We start from the raw sequence: 17,535 nt of genomic DNA, 5'->3' as shown, positions 1-17,535 counted from the left end.
TATCGGAGTTAATCTTGAACAGTCAGTCGAGCAGCCAGTCCGAAGACCGGAAACAGCCTTGCTGTGGCCGTCCCGCGCAGCTCGATGAAGCGGAAAGACGAATCCGGATTCTGGACGCCGCAAGCTCGGTCCTGACCACACACGGCTATCACGCCGCATCCATGGACAGCATCGCTTCATGCTCGGGAATGTCCAAGAAAACCCTCTATCAGTTTTTCGACTCCAAACAGATTCTTTTCGAAACCCTGATCCTCGAGCGGCTGTTCGCCCCCATCACCTATACGCCGGTCCCCACGGATCCCATGGAAAAACAGCTCCTGGGCCTGATGACCTGTATCGCAGCGTGCATGTTCTGTGACGAACGCCTGAGTCTGCTGCGCTCCGTCATCACGGAAACCAGCCGCAACCCTGCAGTCCGGCAGCTTGTCGCAGATCTTTTTCAGCTTTCGGGCCGGGTGCTGCCAATCCAGCACTGGCTGGCGACGCAGTCCGAAGCCGGCAGGCTGGATATTCCTGACATCACCGAAGCTTCGGACCTGCTCTTTGGCATGACCCTCGGCGGCCCCATGCTGGGACAGCTCACTCACTGCAAACCAAACCGTTCAAAAGAAAAACTCGAAGAGTTCATGGCGTATGGTATCCGGGTTTTCCTTGAGGGCCATCGTCCGGCCCTTCAAGACTGACCCACAATCACCCGCCAGCAGAAACTGGCGATGATGCCTCTTCACGGCTTCCGACAAGCAGATGGAAAACACTTTCTGAAGGCGTACCCTTCATCAGTGCCCCGAATCGGGTTTGCAGGTTTTTAAGGGTCTGCTGATCCTGAGCCCGGGAGGCATCCCCTCCAATTCGGAAAACAAGTGCCTGCTGCTCTGGCGACAGTACTGCCTTCGTGGCGTCCTGACCTGCTGGCAGTCCGTCCAGAAGCGGTAAAAGCGCCTCGACTGCGCGCGGCCATTCCCCAGCTTTTTCAGCCATCTGAGCCCGCAGATCCCATGCTCGGGGATCGCGGATGGTCGCAAGTTGTCCCGCTGCCTCATCCGAATGATGATCCGCAAGGGCAATACGCGCCTTCAAAAGTGCCACTTCTACGGATTGACTGCTGCTACCTCCCGGAAGAGCCTGCGCGGCATCAGGCGATCCTTCGGCAAACCCTGCGAGATCCTGTCGTGCTGCCTTCAGGTCGCCCATATCAAGCTCAAGTTTTGCCAGTCGGATGCGGACATTCATATCTTGCGCATCATTCTGGGAGCCAAGAAGGTTGCGCAAAGCTTCCCGCTCCTGATCCGGCAGGCCCAACGCCTCGTAGCGGCGAGCCAGAGCATCAAGAATATCTCGCCGCAGAGCATCAACCGGCGCCTTGGCCAACGCATCCTTCAGAAATGCGACTTCATTCATGTTCTGCCGCCCAGTGGGAGAGGCAGACTGGGCCATACGATGAATAATATCTGCTCTTTGCGGTTCAACTGCCGCCGCATCGTCAGGATACAGGCGTTCCCACTCCTGAACGGCAGCAGCGGCACCTTCGAGGTTATTACCTTCCATCAGGGCATCAATTTGTAAAAGACGACCTTCGCTTTCCCGTTTCGCAATCCGTAGAGCAGGCAAAATACCATCTATCTGTTCAGCGACGGCTTGCGGGTTAAGCGTCTTCTTCTTGAATGCCAGCCGGAGAGAGGCTTCCTTCGCCACCGGCCAGACTAACGGCGATGGATCATGCGATAGTATGGAAAGCATTGCTTCGGCATCCGGTGCATTCCGACGGGCCGCCAGAAGCGCCTTCGCCAGCGCGACCTGTGGGCCATCTGCAAACTGATCAAGCACTTTCGTAGCGCCCTCATCTCCGTAGCGGGCAACCCACTGGGCGGCAGACGGCAACAGCCGATCCCGCAAAGGCTTTGCATAAGCCTCCAGAACAGGCAGGCCCGTTGCGATCAGATCCGCAGTATGAAGACGATCACTTTCCGCAGACCCTGATGCCACCTGCCCGACCCGGGTATCAGGTGGTGTGAGCATCCGCATCATGCCACGCCAGAGCTGGTCTTCCGGAGTATTTCCTCCGTCTTCCGCCAGATTCGAAGAGCCGATCCGCGCGTTCAGCACCGCCGATATCTGTTGCAGCCGACGCGCATCCGGCTTTTCAACACCTTCCGGCCAGTCCTGCAGGGCAACCTGCAGGACCTCGCCAAGAAGTGGCCCGTTTCCGGCCCGGGCCGCCGCCTGTGCAACGCGCATACGTGCATCGAAACGGTCGCCTGATGAGGCCAGCGCTGCAGAGTTTACGCTACGTCGAAGAGCCTCCCGCAGCTCTTCTGGTTTTCCCGTTCCCAGGCTGACCCCGCTCAGGGACGAGCCATAAGGCTGAAGCCGGTTGGAGGCCATAAGCGGATAGCTGTCCGGACCCGTTGTATCCAGAACCAGTTTTCCTGCCGTCTGACGCAATTCCAGAGTGTCGGAATCAGCCGCAACCACGACCCCTATCAGACTGCTTCGAACGGAAAAACCGGTTCCCGTACGGCGCATGGGCTGCTGGATGCGTCCCGAACGTGTCATTCCCAACAGAAGCCGCCGACCTGAGGCAGGATCGTCAAGCGCGACAACCTGCGGCAGCCCCTCTTCGAGGGGGGGCATAAAGGTCAGTGCATTTCCGTCCTGTCCCAGAAGCATGTCGGCCTGCGGCTTCACGTCTGCGGCGACTGACACAGTCCAGCCGGCTCCAACCGGGCGCAGAACAGGATCGCGTCCATCAGACAAACCAATGGTAATTACCGTGACATCTGGCAGCAAACGACTGGAAACCGACGTAAAAGGCCCAATCCCGGCCAGACCCGCCGTATCGAGAACATGCTGTCCCGCAGCCACGACCACGATATTCTGCCCGTCCCGGAAGGCCACCACAGGTGTTAATTCCCCCAGAGGCAACCATAATCCCGTCGCTGCCGGAATTTGGACCGGCGCTACGGCAGGTGGAGACACCGTAATCTGGGGCCGCCCTCCGAGTGGCAAAGATTTTCCGTTAGAAGGCTGCCTTTCCTGCACGGCTTTTTCAGGATGTGGAAAAAGCGGAGACGGATCGTTCAGAAAAGACCATCCAGCCGGTAACAGCTTCCCATCCACTTCCCTGCCGGGAGGAGCTGCCTCTATCCTGGATTTTGACGCAGAAGCTTTGCCCTCAGACGGTGAAGCAGCAGCCGTTCCAAGCAACGACAGGCACAGCACCGTAGCCGGAAACGCCTGTCTCATCCGTTGCCACCAATCCGGGTGGCAGGCCGGGCGTGGGAATTTACGAGGAGTTGCGTCGCGAGAATGGCCCGTTGCGGGGACATTGCCTCCATGATCGCCGAGGCTTTGCGCGGGTTCATCCTGTTGAGCAGCGCCACACCGACACGCAGGTCTAGAATATTGAAAATCGCCGCTGCATCTTCAGGTTTCATGGCCTGATAGATTTTGACGAGCCGATCTGCATCATCATTCCGAAGCGCATCCGTATGCTGTTCACTTGTCTCGAGCGCTGTTCGGGAATTCTCCAGCGCAGTCATCCGTCGCTGCAGCTCTTCTTCGGCCGCATCAACAAGGCGTTGACGATCATTCAGCGCTGCATTTCTGCGATCCAGTTCCTTTTCACGACTGGCAAGCTGTTCAGCAAGCGCGGGGTCCGTGGGCTGGAGCGGGGAGGTCGACGCTATCGGCGCTGGCCCTTTGCAGCCACCACGGGCACAGAGGTCATCGGTCTTGGGAACAGCCACTTTGGCCGCCGGCAGAGTTTCGGGGGGGGCAGCAGCCTGCGCCGGCGGCACGGGACCTGCTGCTGCATCGGGCTGGGGCTGAGGCTGGGCCATGGCGACTGTTGTCAGAGACGAAGCTGTCGGATCCGTATCGCCCATCAGATCACCAGCAATCGCGTAAATCTTGACCCCAAGAAGAACGATCATGAGACCACAGGCCAGATGCAGAATGCGGAAAAACATGTTCCTTATCCCTGCTTCTGACGGAGTGCACGCAGCAGCTCCCGCTCAGCGGCGCTCTTGCTACCGCTGGGTTTCATCGTTCGTACTTCATCCGGCTTGAGCCGAAGCGCAGAACGGAATGTGGTTTCTTCAGGTCGCTCTTCCGCTCGGGGAGCAGCCTTCGCACCCGCTGTGGCAACCCGACCAGCTGGCAGAAGAGATTCCAGCTGCTGGGCCAGAGTCTCGGAGCGGTCACACAGCATCGCAAGATCCCGTTTGAGGCTCTTGCCTGATTCGACGGTCTTCCCCAGGGCTCGGCCAACGAGTTCTGTCGTCTGACGCAAGTGGTCGATGCCAGACTGGGCCTGTGCACTGCTGGATTGGAGGCTGGCGATCAGTGCATCGAGCTGTCCGCGGTCACGCCTCAGGACAGATAGGGCACGCCCCAGATAGAGACTGTAGAAAATAGTCACCAGCAGCAGCACTGAAAGCGCGATCTCGATCCCAAGCTGAAATCTGTCCATGAAATATGCTCCGCTCAGCTATAGGATGTGACACGGTCTGTGCCGGTTTTCTGGTTGAGGACTTCTTCAATTTTGACGGCCACCTGCCCCTGCCTCCGACCGACACGCCCCGTGAAAAGGGTGTGTTCCCCACAGCGCAGACTGACGGGCGCGTCCGAATTACGACGCAGGATCAGCTGATCGCCCGGAGCGAGCTTCATGATATCTTTCAGATTCACAGTTTGCTCTTCCAGAACGGCCTCCAGCGTCAGGTCTGTTTGCCAGAGCTCCTGGGCAAGGTGGGTTTCCCACATGCCGTCATGACCGAATTTTTCGCCCATGAACTGCTGAAGCAGGATGTCTCTCACAGGCTCAAGCGTGGCATGCGGCAACACGATATCCACATCCCCACCCCGGCCTTCCATATCGATGCCGAAACGGGCCGTAACCACGCCGTTTCCGGCACGGCAGATCATCGCGAAACGCGAATTCATTTCCAGCCGTTCGAAATGAAAATTGACGGCACACAGCGGACTGAAGCTTGTTTCCAAATCATCAAGAATGATCCTGACCATTGGTTCGATCAGTGCACGCTCAATGGCTGTGTGATGCCGCCCTGTCTCACGGCTGGTCGGGCCATCGCTGCGAACATGCCCTCCCAGCAGGGCATCGACAATGCTGTAGATCAGAGGGGAGCTCAGCACGACGATGCCGTAGTTATCCCATTCCTCTGCCTTGAAGACTGCGAACATGGCCTGTCCCGGCACGTTCTCGAGGTAGTCTCCAAAGCGCTGCGAACCAAGGCGATCCATTGAGGCTTCAACATTATCGCTGGTAAAATTACGCAGGCTCGTCGTCAGAATTCGGGTGAAACGATCAAAGACCACTTCGAGCATGGGCAGCCGTTCAGAGGACACGCCCGAGGTACTGACCACGCGCTCGATACCGCTACTGTTCGAAGGCCCGGCGACGGCAGAATCGTTACCAAAGAAGCTGTCGATCTCGGCCTGACTGAGAACGTGGTCCTGAGCGTTGCCAGCTTCAAACCCGTTCATGCCGTTTCCAGCCAGTGGAAAGGCCGCGGCCGGCATCCCATCGTCAGGGTCCGCGAAAGCATTGTCGGCCTGTCGATCGTCGCTCACTGCACCAGCACCTCTACGAAAAAGAGATCCTTCACGCGAAGGGGCGCCACGATATTGGTGATCTGGGCCAGCATCGTTTCCCGCAGCCTGTAGATGCCACTGCCGGAAAGCTCCGACGGTTGCATCCCGTGCAGACAAGTCTGGAAGGCGTCCTGGATCTGCGGCATCAGGGCGGCAATGTTTTCTGCATTTTTGCCATCCTCGACTTCAAGTCGCGCACCAATCCGGACATACCGTGTGCGATCCGTACCTGAATCGAGATTGGAGAGAATGGTCGGGATGGTGATCGTCGTCCATTTGACTGGCTTGTCAGAGGCAGTCCTGGTGGCCGGGGTTGCCGCATGATGAAAATGCTTCCATGCAAAGGCTCCACCGCCGGCCAGAAGCAGGCATGCCAGCACTGCAAGGATGATGATCTTGCGCTTACCCCCCTTCTTGACCGGGGTTTCGTTTTCCGGAGTCTCCGTCGTCACCGTTCGTCTGCCTTCTCTTTCGGACAGTGCTCATCATCGGCATAAAAGATTAACAGTGGGTTTATGATGAGCAGGAAAAGGCGAGTCTTCCTTCAGACGGGAACCATCATCCTGAGCCTTGCAGCGCTTGCGGGCTGCGCGTCCCAGCGTTCTCCATACAACCGCTATTATTCCTCAAGCGGGGCGTATCGCGCTCCGGGTTCAGCCAGCGATCCGTGGGGGCCCTACATCCTGCAGGCCGCCAGCCGATTCTCGATTCCACAGGACTGGATCCGTGCCGTTATCCATCAGGAATCGGGGGGGCACCAGTTTCTCGATGGGCGCCCCATTACCTCCCATTCCGGTGCCATGGGCCTGATGCAGCTCATGCCCCAGACCTATGCCGACATGCGTTCGCGCTACGGTCTGCGGGCAGATCCCTATGAACCGCATGACAACATCATGGCGGGCACCGGCTATATCAGCATCCTTGCCCGCAAATATGGTGCTCCCGCGTTTCTGGCGGCGTACAACGCGGGTCCCCAGCGACTTGAGGACTATCTTTCAGAAGGACGGCAGCTTCCTAACGAAACCGTCAATTACGTTGCGAGCATCACACCCCATCTTGGCACGCAGGTCGCCATGACAGGACCACTGGCCGCCTATGCCAGCGCCGATCAGCTGAATGCCTCGCAGTCCGGGGGGCGCCTGACTCCCATCCAGACCGCTTCGGCACCGGTGATGACCGCATCCCGCAGTGTCGGACAGGTCTGGGCCAGCCGCCATGTCACGAGTGCTGCCGCGCAGATGCCAATTGCGGCGCCCAGCGCTGTACCGTGTAACCCTGACGATGCCTATGACCCGGATGTGCCCTGTGCTGTTCAACCAGTCAGCACACCACAGCTCGCGGCTCCTGCCGCTCCCCTCGTTTCCCGACCTGCTGGCGATACGCTCACCTTTCAGCAACCGGTCTCTGAGCAGGCACTCCCTTCTGCGCCCTCAATCCCGACGCCCCATACGCTGCACGCAGCCCCGACGGAATCAACCACCATGGTGGTTGGATACCGCCGTCCTGGAAGCTACGGCCCCTGGGCCGTACAGGTGGGCGCCTTTGGCAGCATCGGACAGGCAAAGTTCGCGGCCACCATGGCGCGACAGGCGGCCTTTACGTCGCTTCAGTCTGCCCGAATCGAAGTACATCCCACGCCAAGCCATGGCGCCACGGTCTGGCGCGCTCGGCTAACGGGGATTAGCCGCATCGGAGCAGCGCAGGCCTGCTCAACCCTTTCCGGGCAGGGAATGGCCTGCATGGCCGTGCCGCCGGGACATTGAAGGCACAGTCAGGGAACAGTTTCGGCGTCAGAAGCAATCCGCGTTGGCAATGTGGTCACTTTCGCCTATGTTCCCATGCATGCCACACATAGCTGACGCGCATGAAGTGTAGGCCCGTAACGGCCTTACCCTTGTCATGCCCTTTCAGCTTTATCGACCCTTCTTCCCGACGACTTCCCAGGACGCGCAGATGACGACAAGCCCGGCTCCCGATCACACCCCCACCCATGCAGGGGCCATCAGCGAGGAAGGCTATCACAAGGACCTTGGACGCCGTCATGTGCAGATGATCGCCATCGGTGGCGCCATCGGTACAGGACTGTTTCTGGGAGCAGGCTCGCGCCTTCAGGTTGCCGGCCCGTCCCTTGCGATCATCTATGCAATCTGCGGCGTCTTCTCATTCCTGATCCTGCGGGCACTGGGCGAACTGGTCATGTACCGCCCGACCAGCGGCAGCTTCGTGACCTACGCCCGCGAGTTCCTCGGCGAACGGGCCGCCTACATGGCCGGCTGGCTGTCCTTTCTGAACTGGGCCATGACCGGCATTGTCGATATCACGGCCGTCGCCCTCTACATGCATTACTGGGCGGTTTTCCTGCCGGTTCCGCAATGGGCTTTCGCGCTGGTAGCACTGGCGATCGTCGGCACCATGAACATGATCGGCGTACGCTATTTTGGCGAGATGGAGTTCTGGTTCTCTCTTATCAAGGTCGTGGCGCTGGCGCTTTTCCTCATTGCAGGCGCTCTCATTCTGGGCACACGCATGCCGGTGGCCGGTCACACAACCGGCTTTCACCTGATTACAGAAAATGGCGGCATCTTCCCGCACGGACTGTTTTCGGCGCTCATGCTGCTTCAAGGCGTGGTGTTTGCCTATTCCGGCATCGAACTTCTGGGCACGGCGGCAGGTGAGTGCGAGGACGCCCGCGAAATTCTTCCCCGCGCCATCAACAGCGTGATCTGGCGGATTGCCCTGTTCTATGTGGGCTCGGTCATCCTGCTGGTCTGCCTGCTGCCCTGGACCGAGTATCACGCCGGCACCAGCCCGTTCGTAACATTCTTTCAGGCGCTGGGCATTCCGGGCATCGGCACGGTCATGAACATCGTGGTCCTGACAGCCGCCCTCTCCAGCCTGAATTCCGGCCTGTATTCGACTGGCCGCGTCCTGCGTGCCCTGTCGCTTGGTGGCTCCGGGCCGCGCGCACTGAGCAAGCTGAACAAGAGCTCCGTTCCCTATGTCGGCATTCTCACCACACTGGCCGTCTATCTGGTTGGCGTGATGCTGAACTATCTCATCCCATCGCGCGTGTTCGAAATCGTCCTCAACTTTTCGGCGCTGGGCATCATCAGTACTTGGGGCTTCATCCTGCTGTGCCAGTTGCGTCTGCGGGCTGCGATCAACCGCGGGGACATCATGCCGACGGGCTTCAACATGCCGGGCGCGCCCTACACGACGTGGGCAACCCTCGGCTTTCTGGGCTTTGTGCTGGTCATGATGGCCTTCGACTACCCGGATGGTACGATCACGATCGGCGCCATCCCCCTGATCGGCGCCGTACTGATCGGCGGCTGGTGCCTGCTGGACCGCCGTCGCCGCCACGGCTGATCCTGACCTTTCCAGCACAAAAAAAGGGCGCTCCGAAAAGCGCCCTTTTTTATGTCCACATGACGCAAAGCCTCAATGCGTCCGGCCCAGTTCGGACCACAGATAGGCATAGCTGAGCGCCTGCGTCTGGGCAATTTCCTTCTGGCTCGCCCCAAAGCCATGACCGCCTGCCACCTGCTCCCAGTAATAATACGGCAGCTTCAACTCGCTCATGCGCCATGCAAAACGACGGGCATGAACGGGACCAACCCGGTCATCCTTGGTGGTCGTCTCAATGAACGGCACGGGGTATTTCACATCCGGCTTCAGGTTCTGAAGCGGGGAAATCCCGCGCAGGAACGCCTTCTGCTCCGGAATGGAGACCGTTCCGTACTCGCCGACCCACGATGCACCAGCCGACATATGCTCGTAATTCATCATATCCAGCAGCGGCACTTCGATATCGACGGCCTTCCAGAAATCCGGATGCTGCGTGAACTCGACGCCCATCAGCAGACCGCCATTGGAGCCCCCCTGGATCGCCAGATGCTGCGGGGACGTCACCTTGCGGTCCATCAGGTCCTTCGCCACGGAAGCAAAGTCGTCATAGATCCGTTGGCGATGCGTCTTCAGCCCCGCATCGTGCCAGGCCGGCCCGAACTCGCCGCCACCGCGGATATTCGCCAGAACATAGACGCCACCACGCGACAGCCAGTTATTGCCGATCCCGGCCGAATAGAACGGGAAAAGCGGCACTTCAAACCCGCCATACGCATAAAGCAGCGTCGGGTTAGCGCCATCGAGCTTCATGTCGCGGCGATGCACGATGAAATACGGAATGCTGGTCCCGTCCGTCGAGCGAACCTCCTGCTGTTCCACAGCCATGTTCGAGGCATCGAACTGGGCTGGCAGCGTATGAAGTTTCTGGACTGAAGCCGTGTCACTGTTGATTTCCCACAATGTGGTCGGGCTCAGGAAGCCGGTTGAGACCGCATAGGCGACCGGGTTTTCCTCATCGTTGCTGGCCAGTTCCACCGACATGTTCTCCGGCAGGGGCAGATCGTGATGCGTGAAGGCCGATCCCGTGGGCGTGTAGATCGAGATCTTGCCACGCACATTGTCGTACAGCGTGACGATCAGATGGCTGTGGCTCGTGGACACTTCCTCGATCATCTGGCGCCCTGTCGGCGCAACCAGAAGCTGGGGCGCAATGGTTGCGGCGGCCGGATCGACCAGCACCACGCTGCCCTGCGGGAAGGTCTGCGCTCCGACCTTCCAGTCTTCCTTCAGCTGAACGACCAGACGGCCATTGAACAGCCCCGCGACGTCCGCCTTCAGAGGAATGGCAACCGGCGTCACCTGACCGTCGCGATACAGGAACAGCTTCGATGAAAACGCATCCAGCCCTTCGCGGATCAGCGCGACCTGATGCCCCGCCCCGTCATGCAGGACTTCCGGCCCGACCTCGACATCCTTGCGGTTGCCGGTAAAGACCGTCTGCGCCTCAGCCAGCGACTGGCCGCGCTTGAGCAGTTTCACGATATACGGGTAGGAGGATTCCGTCAGATCGGCATCTGTCCAGGGGTAGCTGACCAGAAGCGTGTCACGGTCCAGCCAGCTCGAATCCTGCTTGGCGTGAGGCAAGGTGAAGCCACCTTCGACGAATTTCCCCGTCCGCAGATCGAATTCCCGCAAGGTTCTGGCGTCCTCGCCCCCGTCAGAAAGATGAAGCAGGCAGAGATTCTGCTGGCTGTGCAGACAGTCCACGCCCTCATAGACCCAGTTGCGCTTTTCCCTGGCCGCCAGCGCATCGAGATCCAGCGCGATCGTCCATTCCGGGTGATCAGTCGCATAGGAATCCGGCGTTGTCCGGCGCAGGATGCCGCGCAGATGCCGGTCATCACGCCAGAAATTATAGATCATCCCGTCAATCTGGATGGGCGATGCCAGACGGTCATGCGTCTGAAGCAGCTTCAGGGATTTATCATACAGGTCCTGATAAAGCGGCCCATGTCCCAGAAGACGCAGGGTCCGGTCATTCTGCGCCTTCACCCACGCCATGGCCTGCGCGCCATTGATATCGCTCAGCCATGCCGGAATGGTGTCGGGCACATCGGCGGCATGGAGCGGTGTGAATATGCTGCCCGTCAGCAGGGCCGCCAGCCCGGCACGGCGAAAACTCCGGAAAACTGTCACAGTAGCAAGACCCCTGATGATTTCAGGGAAAGCCTGTCATTCCAGTGGCGAAACCGCAAGAGATGCCCCGGCGGCCGGAAGCCAGACCAGGCAGGTCGTTCCTCTGCCCGGCGCACTGGCAATCCGCAACCGACCGCCATGCCGGTCCAGAATATGCCGGACAATAGACAGACCAAGGCCCGTCCCCTGACCGGCACCATCAGTGGGCGCCCCGACACGATAGAAACGCTCCGTCAGGCGGGGCAGATGATGCGCTTCCATCCCGCAGCCATTGTCCTCGATGCCAAGAATGACACCCCCATCGGCAGGCCAGCGATCATCCGGGGTCACTGCGCGGCGTGCAGAAAGAGTAATGGTCAGCGGGTCACCTTCGCGGGCACCATAACGAAGGGCATTTTCGATCAGGTTAAGCAGAACCTGGACCATCTCGTCCTCATCCGCCCGGACCATCAGATCGTCCTCGATCTCAAGCTTGAGAGTACGCCCTTCCTGCTCAAAACGTGGCGCCACTTCACCAAGCACCACCGCCATGAGATCTGCCACATCTACCAGATCACGCGGACGCTGGTGCTCATGCGCCTGAACACGCGACAGATAGAGTAACCGGTCGATCAGCCGTTTCAGCCGCTCGGACTGCTGTCGCATGATGTCGAGGAACTGCTGTCGCATGACGGGGCTTTCTCCGGCTGCCCCTTGCAACGCATCGATGAACCCGCTCAGGGACGCCAGCGGCGTGCGCAGCTCGTGACTGGCATGAGCCACGAAATCCATGCGCATCCGGTCGGCAGCCTGCGCTTCACTGCGATCGTTCAGGACAACCAGAACACGCTTGTCCTGCCCCTTTCCCCCCGGAAGCCGACGCAGCATCAGATGAAGGGTGCGCGGAACCGGCACATCAAGTGTGAATGTCGTAGAGCAGACTGGCGGCAGGTCTCCCCGGTTACTGCTTCCCGCATGACTTCCTGGGACCGGGACTCGCAAGGCCGCGGAAAGTGCCGAGCGGGCTGCCGGATGACGCAGGATTGCCCCGACTGTTTCCCCGAACTGGGAGGCAGCCTCCTCGTTGACCTGCACGATCGCCCCGAGCCCATCGAGCACCACGGCGCAGGCAGGAAGCGGATCGACCGGCAGATCGGCCGGAGACACGGGTTTCAGATAATCATCCGGCGGAGATGTCGGAACACGGGGCTGGCGGAGCAGAAGCCATACCGCCAGCACCCAGCCGGCCAATGCCACGCAGACGAGGACCATGCCCACCTGCAATGGCAGCGTGTCCGCTGCAGGCGAGAGTCCCCCCGGCGGCACCTGTCAGGCGCCGTCCGTCGTCGGGCCGTCATCCAGTGCATAACCGGCTGCACGCACGGTCCGCACCAGATCGATCTCACCCGGCCCGTTAATGGCCTTGCGCAGACGCCGGATATGGACGTCGATCGTCCGGATCTCGACATGGATGTTCTGGCCCCAGATCCGCCGCAGCAGATCCTCACGGGAGAATACCTTGCGCGGATTGCGGATCAGCAGGTCCAGAAGGCGATATTCTGTTGGACCGAGAGACAGCATCCGCCCGCCCCGCTCCACGCGATGCGTTTCAGGGTCCAGCGTGATATCGGCGAAAGACAGACGATCGTAGGAGGACTGGTGCCGCCGCAAAAGCGCCCGCAGACGTGCATCGAGTGTATCGATACTGCAGGGCTTCATCAGATAGTCATCCGCCCCCGTATCCAGCCCCCGGATCGCGTCCTGCTCTGCTGAACGCGCCGTCAGGAGAAGTACGGGAACATCCCGCAGCGCGGGATTGGCGCGGATGCGGCGACAGACATCAAGGCCGGAGAGCTCGGGAAGCATCCAGTCCAGAACCACTGCATCCGGGCGGGACGTTTCCAGAGCCAGCAGGGCTGCCTCTCCGGTTTCGGCCGTCTCGACGCGGTATCCCCGCTGTTCGAGATTGTAGCAGGTCATCAGCAGAAGGGCGGGATCGTCTTCGACCAGAAGAACGAGCCCCTTGGCACGCGCCGGTGAAGGGCCCTTCACCGGACGTCGGGCTCCTGCATCGTCTCTGCCACTGTCAGGGCGGAGGCGGGACCACCGCGCGGACGCAGGGACGGCAGGTTATCGCCCGTTACGGCATAAAAAACGCGCTCGGCAATGTTGGTCGCATGATCGCCGATCCGTTCAAGATTCTTGGCGATGAAGAGCAGTTCCGTGCAGGCGCGGATATTGCGGGCGTCTTCCATCATGTAGGTCACGAGTTCACGGAACAGGGCCGTGTAATACTCGTCCACCGCACGGTCCGAATGCCAGACTTCCATGGCGCGGTTGGAATCCTGCTGCGTGATCGCATCGATCGAACGACGCAGGTTCTCCTGCACCAGACGGCCCATGCTCCGCAGACCCGAGAGCGAGATCTGGTTTTCCGGCATCCGGATCCGCAGCGAACGCCGCGCGATGGAAGACGCGTAATCGCCAATCCGCTCCAGATCACCCGTAATTTTCAGGGCCGCCACGATCTCGCGCAGATCGCCCGCCATGGGGCTTCGCAGCGCCAGAAGACGGATTGCGAGGCTTTCGACCTCACGCTCGAGCTGGTCCACTTCCGGGTCCTGCCGCGCGGCAGCATCGGCGGCTTCCTCGTTGCGGTCCGCGATGGCGGACAGCGCGAGGGCCACCTGGTTTTCCACAATGCCGCCCATCTGCGCCATCATGGACCGGAGCTGACCCAGCTCCTGCTCGTAGCTTTTGACGATGTGGGATCTGTCAGCCATGACGCGTTATCCAAACCTGCCGGTGATGTAGTCCTGGGTCTGCTGCTGCTTCGGATTGGTGAACATCCGGTCAGCGCTGTCCACTTCGATCAGACGCCCCATGTAAAAGAAGGCGACCTGATCCGCACAGCGCGCAGCCTGCTGCATGTTATGCGTCACGATTGCGATCGTGAACTCTTCCTTGAGCTCGTCGAGAAGCTCCTCGATACGCGCCGTAGAAATCGGATCCAGCGCCGAGGTTGGTTCATCGAGCAGCAGGACTTCAGGCCGCGTCGCAATCGAACGAGCGATGCACAGACGCTGCTGCTGGCCACCCGAAAGACCAGAAGCTGGAGCATTCAGACGGTCGCGGACTTCGTTCCAAAGCGCCACGCGCGTCAGCACGTCCTGAACACGGGCGTCCATGTCGGCCTTGTTCATCTTTTCATGCAGACGCACGCCAAAGGCGATGTTGTCATAAATGGACATCGGAAACGGCGTCGGCTTCTGGAACACCATCCCAACGCGTGCGCGCAGAATATTCAGGTCTAGGTCACGATCGAGAACATTGCGTCCGTCGAAGATCACTTCGCCCGTGGCGCGCTGACCGGGATACAGATCATACATGCGGTTAAAGACCCGCAGCAGCGTCGATTTGCCGCAGCCGCTCGGCCCGATCATGGCCGTGACCCGACGTGCCGGGAAATCCACCGAAATGTCGTGCAGGGCGTGGTTTTCGCCGTAATAGAAATTCAGGTTGCGGACAGCCAGGGCCACTTCAGGGCTTTTCGCCACCTGCGGATCAGTCTCGGTCATCATGGAATCCTGTATCATCCCCTGCATTGTTCCCGGGGTCATCCGCGTCGTGCCGAGACGCGGACGGCAATATTGATGGCCAGCACACCCATCGTCACCAGCAGCGCACCGGCCCAGGCCAGCTGCACCCAGTCTTCATAGGACGCGCCGGCATACTGGTAGATCGTCACCGGCAGGCTCGCCATCGGCTTGTTGAGACTGAAAGACCAGTTCTGATTGCCCAGCGATGTGAACAGCAGCGGTGCCGTCTCACCGCTTACACGCGCCAGGGCGAGCAGAATGCCCGTCAGCACGCCTGTCTTGGCGGAGCGCAGACACAGCGACAGCGTCACCCGCCAGCGCGTCGCACCCAGAGCCGCACCTGCCTCGCGCATGGATGTCGGGACAAGCCGAAGCATGTCCTCCGTCGTGCGGACGATGATCGGCACGGCCAGGATCGCGAGCGCAACAGAACCGGCCAGTGCCGAAAAATGCCCAAAGGGAGCAACCATGACCTGATAAACAAACAGACCCACCAGAATGGAGGGGACCGACATCAGCACGTCAGACACGAAGCGGACGCATGACGCGAACCTGTTGGTTTCCGCACCGTATTCCGAAAGATAGATGCCGCATCCCAGCCCAAGGGGCGTCGCCATCAGCAGGGCGATGAAGGTCTGGATCAGACTGCCGACAATCGCATTGGCAAGCCCCGAGGATGAACCGGGGGGCCCCATGGGCTTCATGATCGCGGCAGCCGACAGACCGGCGAGCCCTCTGGAGAGCAGCGTCCACAGAATCGAGGCCAGAACCAGCACAAGAATGCCCGCCATGACCATGCCAAACGCCGTCGCCACATGATCGGCACTCCGACGGCGGGCAGCGCGGGGATTGGGCTTCCAGCCGGTTGTGGGAACGGTTGTATCGCTCATTTCGTGTCTCCCCGCAGCATCCGCGCAAGCGCAAGGCTGGCGAAGGACAGCAGCATCAGGATAAAGCCCAGCGCCAGCAACGCGGACAGACGCAGCGAGCCGGCCGGACTTTCAGGAAACTGAAGGGCGATCAGGGACGCGACCGTGCTACGCGGCGCAAACAGCGACCAGCCGACAGCAGTGACGTTACCAATCACAAAGGTCACGGCCATGGTCTCGCCCAGTGCGCGCCCCATGCCGAGAACGATCGCGCCAATCATGCCCGAGCGGGACCAGGGCACCACGACTTTCCACATCACGTCCCAACGCGTGGCGCCAAGACCGTAGGCACTCTCACGCAGCATGTTGGGCATGGCAGCAAACACGTCGCGCATCACGGCGGTCATGAAAGGGGCGATCATCACGGCGAGTACCAGCCCCGCCGTCATAAGGCCCGTTCCAAACGGCGCGCCATGAATAATGAATCTGATGCCGGGGACGTGTTTGAAATGATGGGTGAGGAAAGGCTGAACTGTTCGCGCCATGAAGGGGACGATTGTGAAAAAGCCCCACATTCCGAAAATGATCGACGGCACCGCGGCCAGAAGCTGCACGGCCGTTCCAACGATTGCTGCGATCCGGGGGGGCGCCATCGCCGTCAGCCAGAACGCCGTTCCGAAGGCCAGCGGGAGCGCAATGGCCACGCCGATCAGCGTACTGACGATCGTCCCGAACAGCGGCGCCCAGGCTCCGTACAGGTCTGCAACAGGGTTCCATACATCGTGAAAGGCAAATCCGAGTCCGAACGTGCGGAAAGCCTGACTGCCACCGACGCCCATCAGGACCACGAGACCGCCAAGCACCACCAGAACCAGAAGCGCCGAAGCGGCTACCAGAAGATGGAATGCGGTGTCAGGCCCGCTGCGGCGGCTTCCGTTCGGGGAAACACCGGCCTTGTCGCGGGCCTTTTCGGTCTGCGTGGCTGTGGCAAGGGTCATGCGTGAGAAGCTCTGACTTGAAAAACGGGCATTATCCGGCAGCCGCAGCCACCACATCAGTGCATTAGCCGTCCTGCCATGGAAGGACAACCGGAACAGGAACGACACTGGATGAAAGATTTAAGTCATCCCCACCCGGAACGGCGGTCAACTGCCGTCCTGATCCTTTATCAGAGAGGCCAGATGCGTCCTTCCGGACCAGAGCATGGACGCGTCGGAAATGATGAAGGTTCAGAAAGGAACCGTGGCACGAATAACACGTTTGGGAGAGTGACAGCCCCGCATCACAGGCGGGCAGCAAGACATTTCAGTGACCTGAATTCCGTCTTCGGGTTGCATGCCGATGATCAGGAGTATCCTCATGGTTTCCAGAACCGATCGCCACGTCACGCAGAACAACACTGCAGACAACACCAAGAATGTTTCCATCGAGACACTGAACGCCCGACTTTCCGATCTGATCGATCTGGCGCTCATCACCAAGCAGGCCCACTGGAACCTCAAGGGACCGCAGTTCATCGGCGTGCATGAAATGCTCGATGGCTTCCGCTCCAGCATCGATGGTTTTTCAGATACGGTTGCAGAACGCGCTGTCCAGCTTGGTGGTACGGCCTTGGGAACTGTGCAGGACGTCTCCAAAAACAGTGCCTGCACCCCGTATCCCAACAATATCTACCGCGTTGCAGATCATATTGCCGCGTTGATCGACCGCTACGCCACGGTTGCCAACAACATGCGTGAGTCCATCAAGGTGACGGACGAAGCCGGGGATGATGATACGGCTGATGTCTTCACGGAGGTTTCCCGTGGTCTCGACAAGCATCTTTGGTTCCTGGAAGCACATGTGCAGGAACCAACCGGCCAGATGCGTGATGGTGATCACAAGGGTAGCCGGGGCTAATAACCCGCTCTTACCTACACAGGTCATACAAC

General features: G+C 59.9%; 16 protein-coding genes. 4 read left to right on the top strand and 12 right to left on the bottom strand.

Features of this window, described 5'->3' with window-relative positions:
• Nucleotides 1-14 precede the first annotated feature (14 nt).
• Nucleotides 15-683, top strand: a complete 669-nt coding sequence (locus tag JK202_RS05870; RefSeq protein WP_249199699.1) for a TetR/AcrR family transcriptional regulator — start codon at nt 15-17, stop codon at nt 681-683.
• Between the two features lie 7 nt (nt 684-690).
• On the opposite strand, the gene JK202_RS05865 is transcribed toward JK202_RS05870, so the two are convergent.
• The 5 genes from JK202_RS05865 to JK202_RS05845 all read right to left on the bottom strand — a co-directional run bounded on the left by JK202_RS05865 (nt 691) and on the right by JK202_RS05845 (nt 6,065).
• Entirely contained in the window at nt 691-2,898 is a 2,208-nt protein-coding gene (locus JK202_RS05865) for a lipopolysaccharide assembly protein LapB (protein ID WP_211559097.1), read from the bottom strand.
• Between the two features lie 341 nt (nt 2,899-3,239).
• The gene (locus JK202_RS05860) at nt 3,240-3,968 is read right to left on the bottom strand and encodes a MotE family protein (protein ID WP_211559095.1); all 729 of its coding nucleotides are present in this window, start codon (nt 3,966-3,968) and stop codon (nt 3,240-3,242) included.
• Nucleotides 3,969-3,973: 5 nt separating this feature from the next.
• Nucleotides 3,974-4,471: a DUF6468 domain-containing protein gene (locus JK202_RS05855; RefSeq protein WP_211559094.1), complete on the bottom strand. Its 498-nt coding sequence runs from the start codon at nt 4,469-4,471 to the stop codon at nt 3,974-3,976.
• A gap of 14 nt (nt 4,472-4,485) precedes the next feature.
• Entirely contained in the window at nt 4,486-5,592 is a 1,107-nt protein-coding gene (gene fliM / locus JK202_RS05850) for a flagellar motor switch protein FliM (protein ID WP_349291831.1), read from the bottom strand.
• The gene (locus JK202_RS05845; RefSeq protein ID WP_211559092.1) at nt 5,589-6,065 is read right to left on the bottom strand and encodes a flagellar basal body-associated FliL family protein; all 477 of its coding nucleotides are present in this window, start codon (nt 6,063-6,065) and stop codon (nt 5,589-5,591) included. Before JK202_RS05845 ends, fliM begins: the two co-directional genes overlap by 4 nt.
• Before the next feature lie 63 nt (nt 6,066-6,128).
• Here JK202_RS05845 and JK202_RS05840 point away from each other — a divergent pair, with 63 nt between their 5' ends.
• Both JK202_RS05840 and JK202_RS05835 read left to right on the top strand, forming a co-directional pair.
• Nucleotides 6,129-7,376: a lytic transglycosylase domain-containing protein gene (locus JK202_RS05840; protein WP_211559090.1), complete on the top strand. Its 1,248-nt coding sequence runs from the start codon at nt 6,129-6,131 to the stop codon at nt 7,374-7,376.
• Between the two features lie 190 nt (nt 7,377-7,566).
• On the top strand, nt 7,567-8,982 hold the full coding sequence (locus JK202_RS05835) for an amino acid permease (RefSeq protein ID WP_211559089.1): 1,416 nt from the start codon (nt 7,567-7,569) through the stop codon (nt 8,980-8,982).
• Nucleotides 8,983-9,054: 72 nt separating this feature from the next.
• Here JK202_RS05835 and JK202_RS05830 read toward each other — a convergent pair whose 3' ends face one another.
• Genes JK202_RS05830 through pstC form a run of 7 tightly spaced genes read right to left on the bottom strand, consistent with a single transcriptional unit; the run spans nt 9,055 to nt 16,602 of the window.
• On the bottom strand, nt 9,055-11,157 hold the full coding sequence (locus tag JK202_RS05830) for a prolyl oligopeptidase family serine peptidase (RefSeq protein ID WP_349291830.1): 2,103 nt from the start codon (nt 11,155-11,157) through the stop codon (nt 9,055-9,057).
• 36 nt (nt 11,158-11,193) lie between these two features.
• Complete coding sequence (locus JK202_RS05825; RefSeq protein ID WP_349291829.1) at nt 11,194-12,462, bottom strand: ATP-binding protein; 1,269 nt, start codon at nt 12,460-12,462, stop codon at nt 11,194-11,196.
• Between the two features lie 3 nt (nt 12,463-12,465).
• On the bottom strand, nt 12,466-13,188 hold the full coding sequence (locus JK202_RS05820) for a response regulator (RefSeq protein ID WP_211559087.1): 723 nt from the start codon (nt 13,186-13,188) through the stop codon (nt 12,466-12,468).
• Nucleotides 13,185-13,919, bottom strand: a complete 735-nt coding sequence (gene phoU, locus JK202_RS05815; protein WP_062026988.1) for a phosphate signaling complex protein PhoU — start codon at nt 13,917-13,919, stop codon at nt 13,185-13,187. The genes JK202_RS05820 and phoU overlap by 4 nt, the downstream gene beginning before the upstream one ends.
• Nucleotides 13,920-13,925: 6 nt before the next feature.
• A complete protein-coding gene (gene pstB, locus JK202_RS05810; RefSeq protein ID WP_211559210.1) occupies nt 13,926-14,714 on the bottom strand; it encodes a phosphate ABC transporter ATP-binding protein PstB in 789 nt (262 codons plus the stop codon).
• 38 nt (nt 14,715-14,752) lie between these two features.
• Entirely contained in the window at nt 14,753-15,625 is an 873-nt protein-coding gene (pstA, locus tag JK202_RS05805) for a phosphate ABC transporter permease PstA (RefSeq protein WP_211559085.1), read from the bottom strand.
• Entirely contained in the window at nt 15,622-16,602 is a 981-nt protein-coding gene (pstC, locus tag JK202_RS05800; RefSeq protein WP_211559083.1) for a phosphate ABC transporter permease subunit PstC, read from the bottom strand. The genes pstA and pstC overlap by 4 nt, the downstream gene beginning before the upstream one ends.
• A 361-nt stretch (nt 16,603-16,963) precedes the next feature.
• On the opposite strand from pstC, the gene dps reads away from it, so the two are divergent.
• On the top strand, nt 16,964-17,503 hold the full coding sequence (gene dps / locus JK202_RS05795) for a DNA starvation/stationary phase protection protein Dps (protein ID WP_211559081.1): 540 nt from the start codon (nt 16,964-16,966) through the stop codon (nt 17,501-17,503).
• Nucleotides 17,504-17,535 lie beyond the last annotated feature (32 nt).

It is taken from the genome of Gluconobacter sp. Dm-62 (assembly GCF_018256155.1).
Classification (GTDB): domain Bacteria; phylum Pseudomonadota; class Alphaproteobacteria; order Acetobacterales; family Acetobacteraceae; genus Gluconobacter.
The sequence above is the reverse complement of the archived record's forward strand: the minus strand, read 5'-3'. Positions and strand labels throughout refer to the sequence as shown.

Coding starts and splice junctions, on each gene's coding strand:
- JK202_RS05860 (WP_211559095.1), bottom strand. CDS start 3,968: ATGTTTTTCCGCATTCTGCATCTGGCCTGTGGTCTCATGATCGTTCTT.
- JK202_RS05855 (WP_211559094.1), bottom strand. CDS start 4,471: ATGGACAGATTTCAGCTTGGGATCGAGATCGCGCTTTCAGTGCTGCTG.
- JK202_RS05840 (WP_211559090.1), top strand. CDS start 6,129: ATGATGAGCAGGAAAAGGCGAGTCTTCCTTCAGACGGGAACCATCATC.
- JK202_RS05835 (WP_211559089.1), top strand. CDS start 7,567: ATGACGACAAGCCCGGCTCCCGATCACACCCCCACCCATGCAGGGGCC.
- phoU (WP_062026988.1), bottom strand. CDS start 13,919: ATGGCTGACAGATCCCACATCGTCAAAAGCTACGAGCAGGAGCTGGGT.
- pstB (WP_211559210.1), bottom strand. CDS start 14,714: ATGACCGAGACTGATCCGCAGGTGGCGAAAAGCCCTGAAGTGGCCCTG.
- pstA (WP_211559085.1), bottom strand. CDS start 15,625: ATGAGCGATACAACCGTTCCCACAACCGGCTGGAAGCCCAATCCCCGC.
- pstC (WP_211559083.1), bottom strand. CDS start 16,602: ATGACCCTTGCCACAGCCACGCAGACCGAAAAGGCCCGCGACAAGGCC.
- dps (WP_211559081.1), top strand. CDS start 16,964: ATGGTTTCCAGAACCGATCGCCACGTCACGCAGAACAACACTGCAGAC.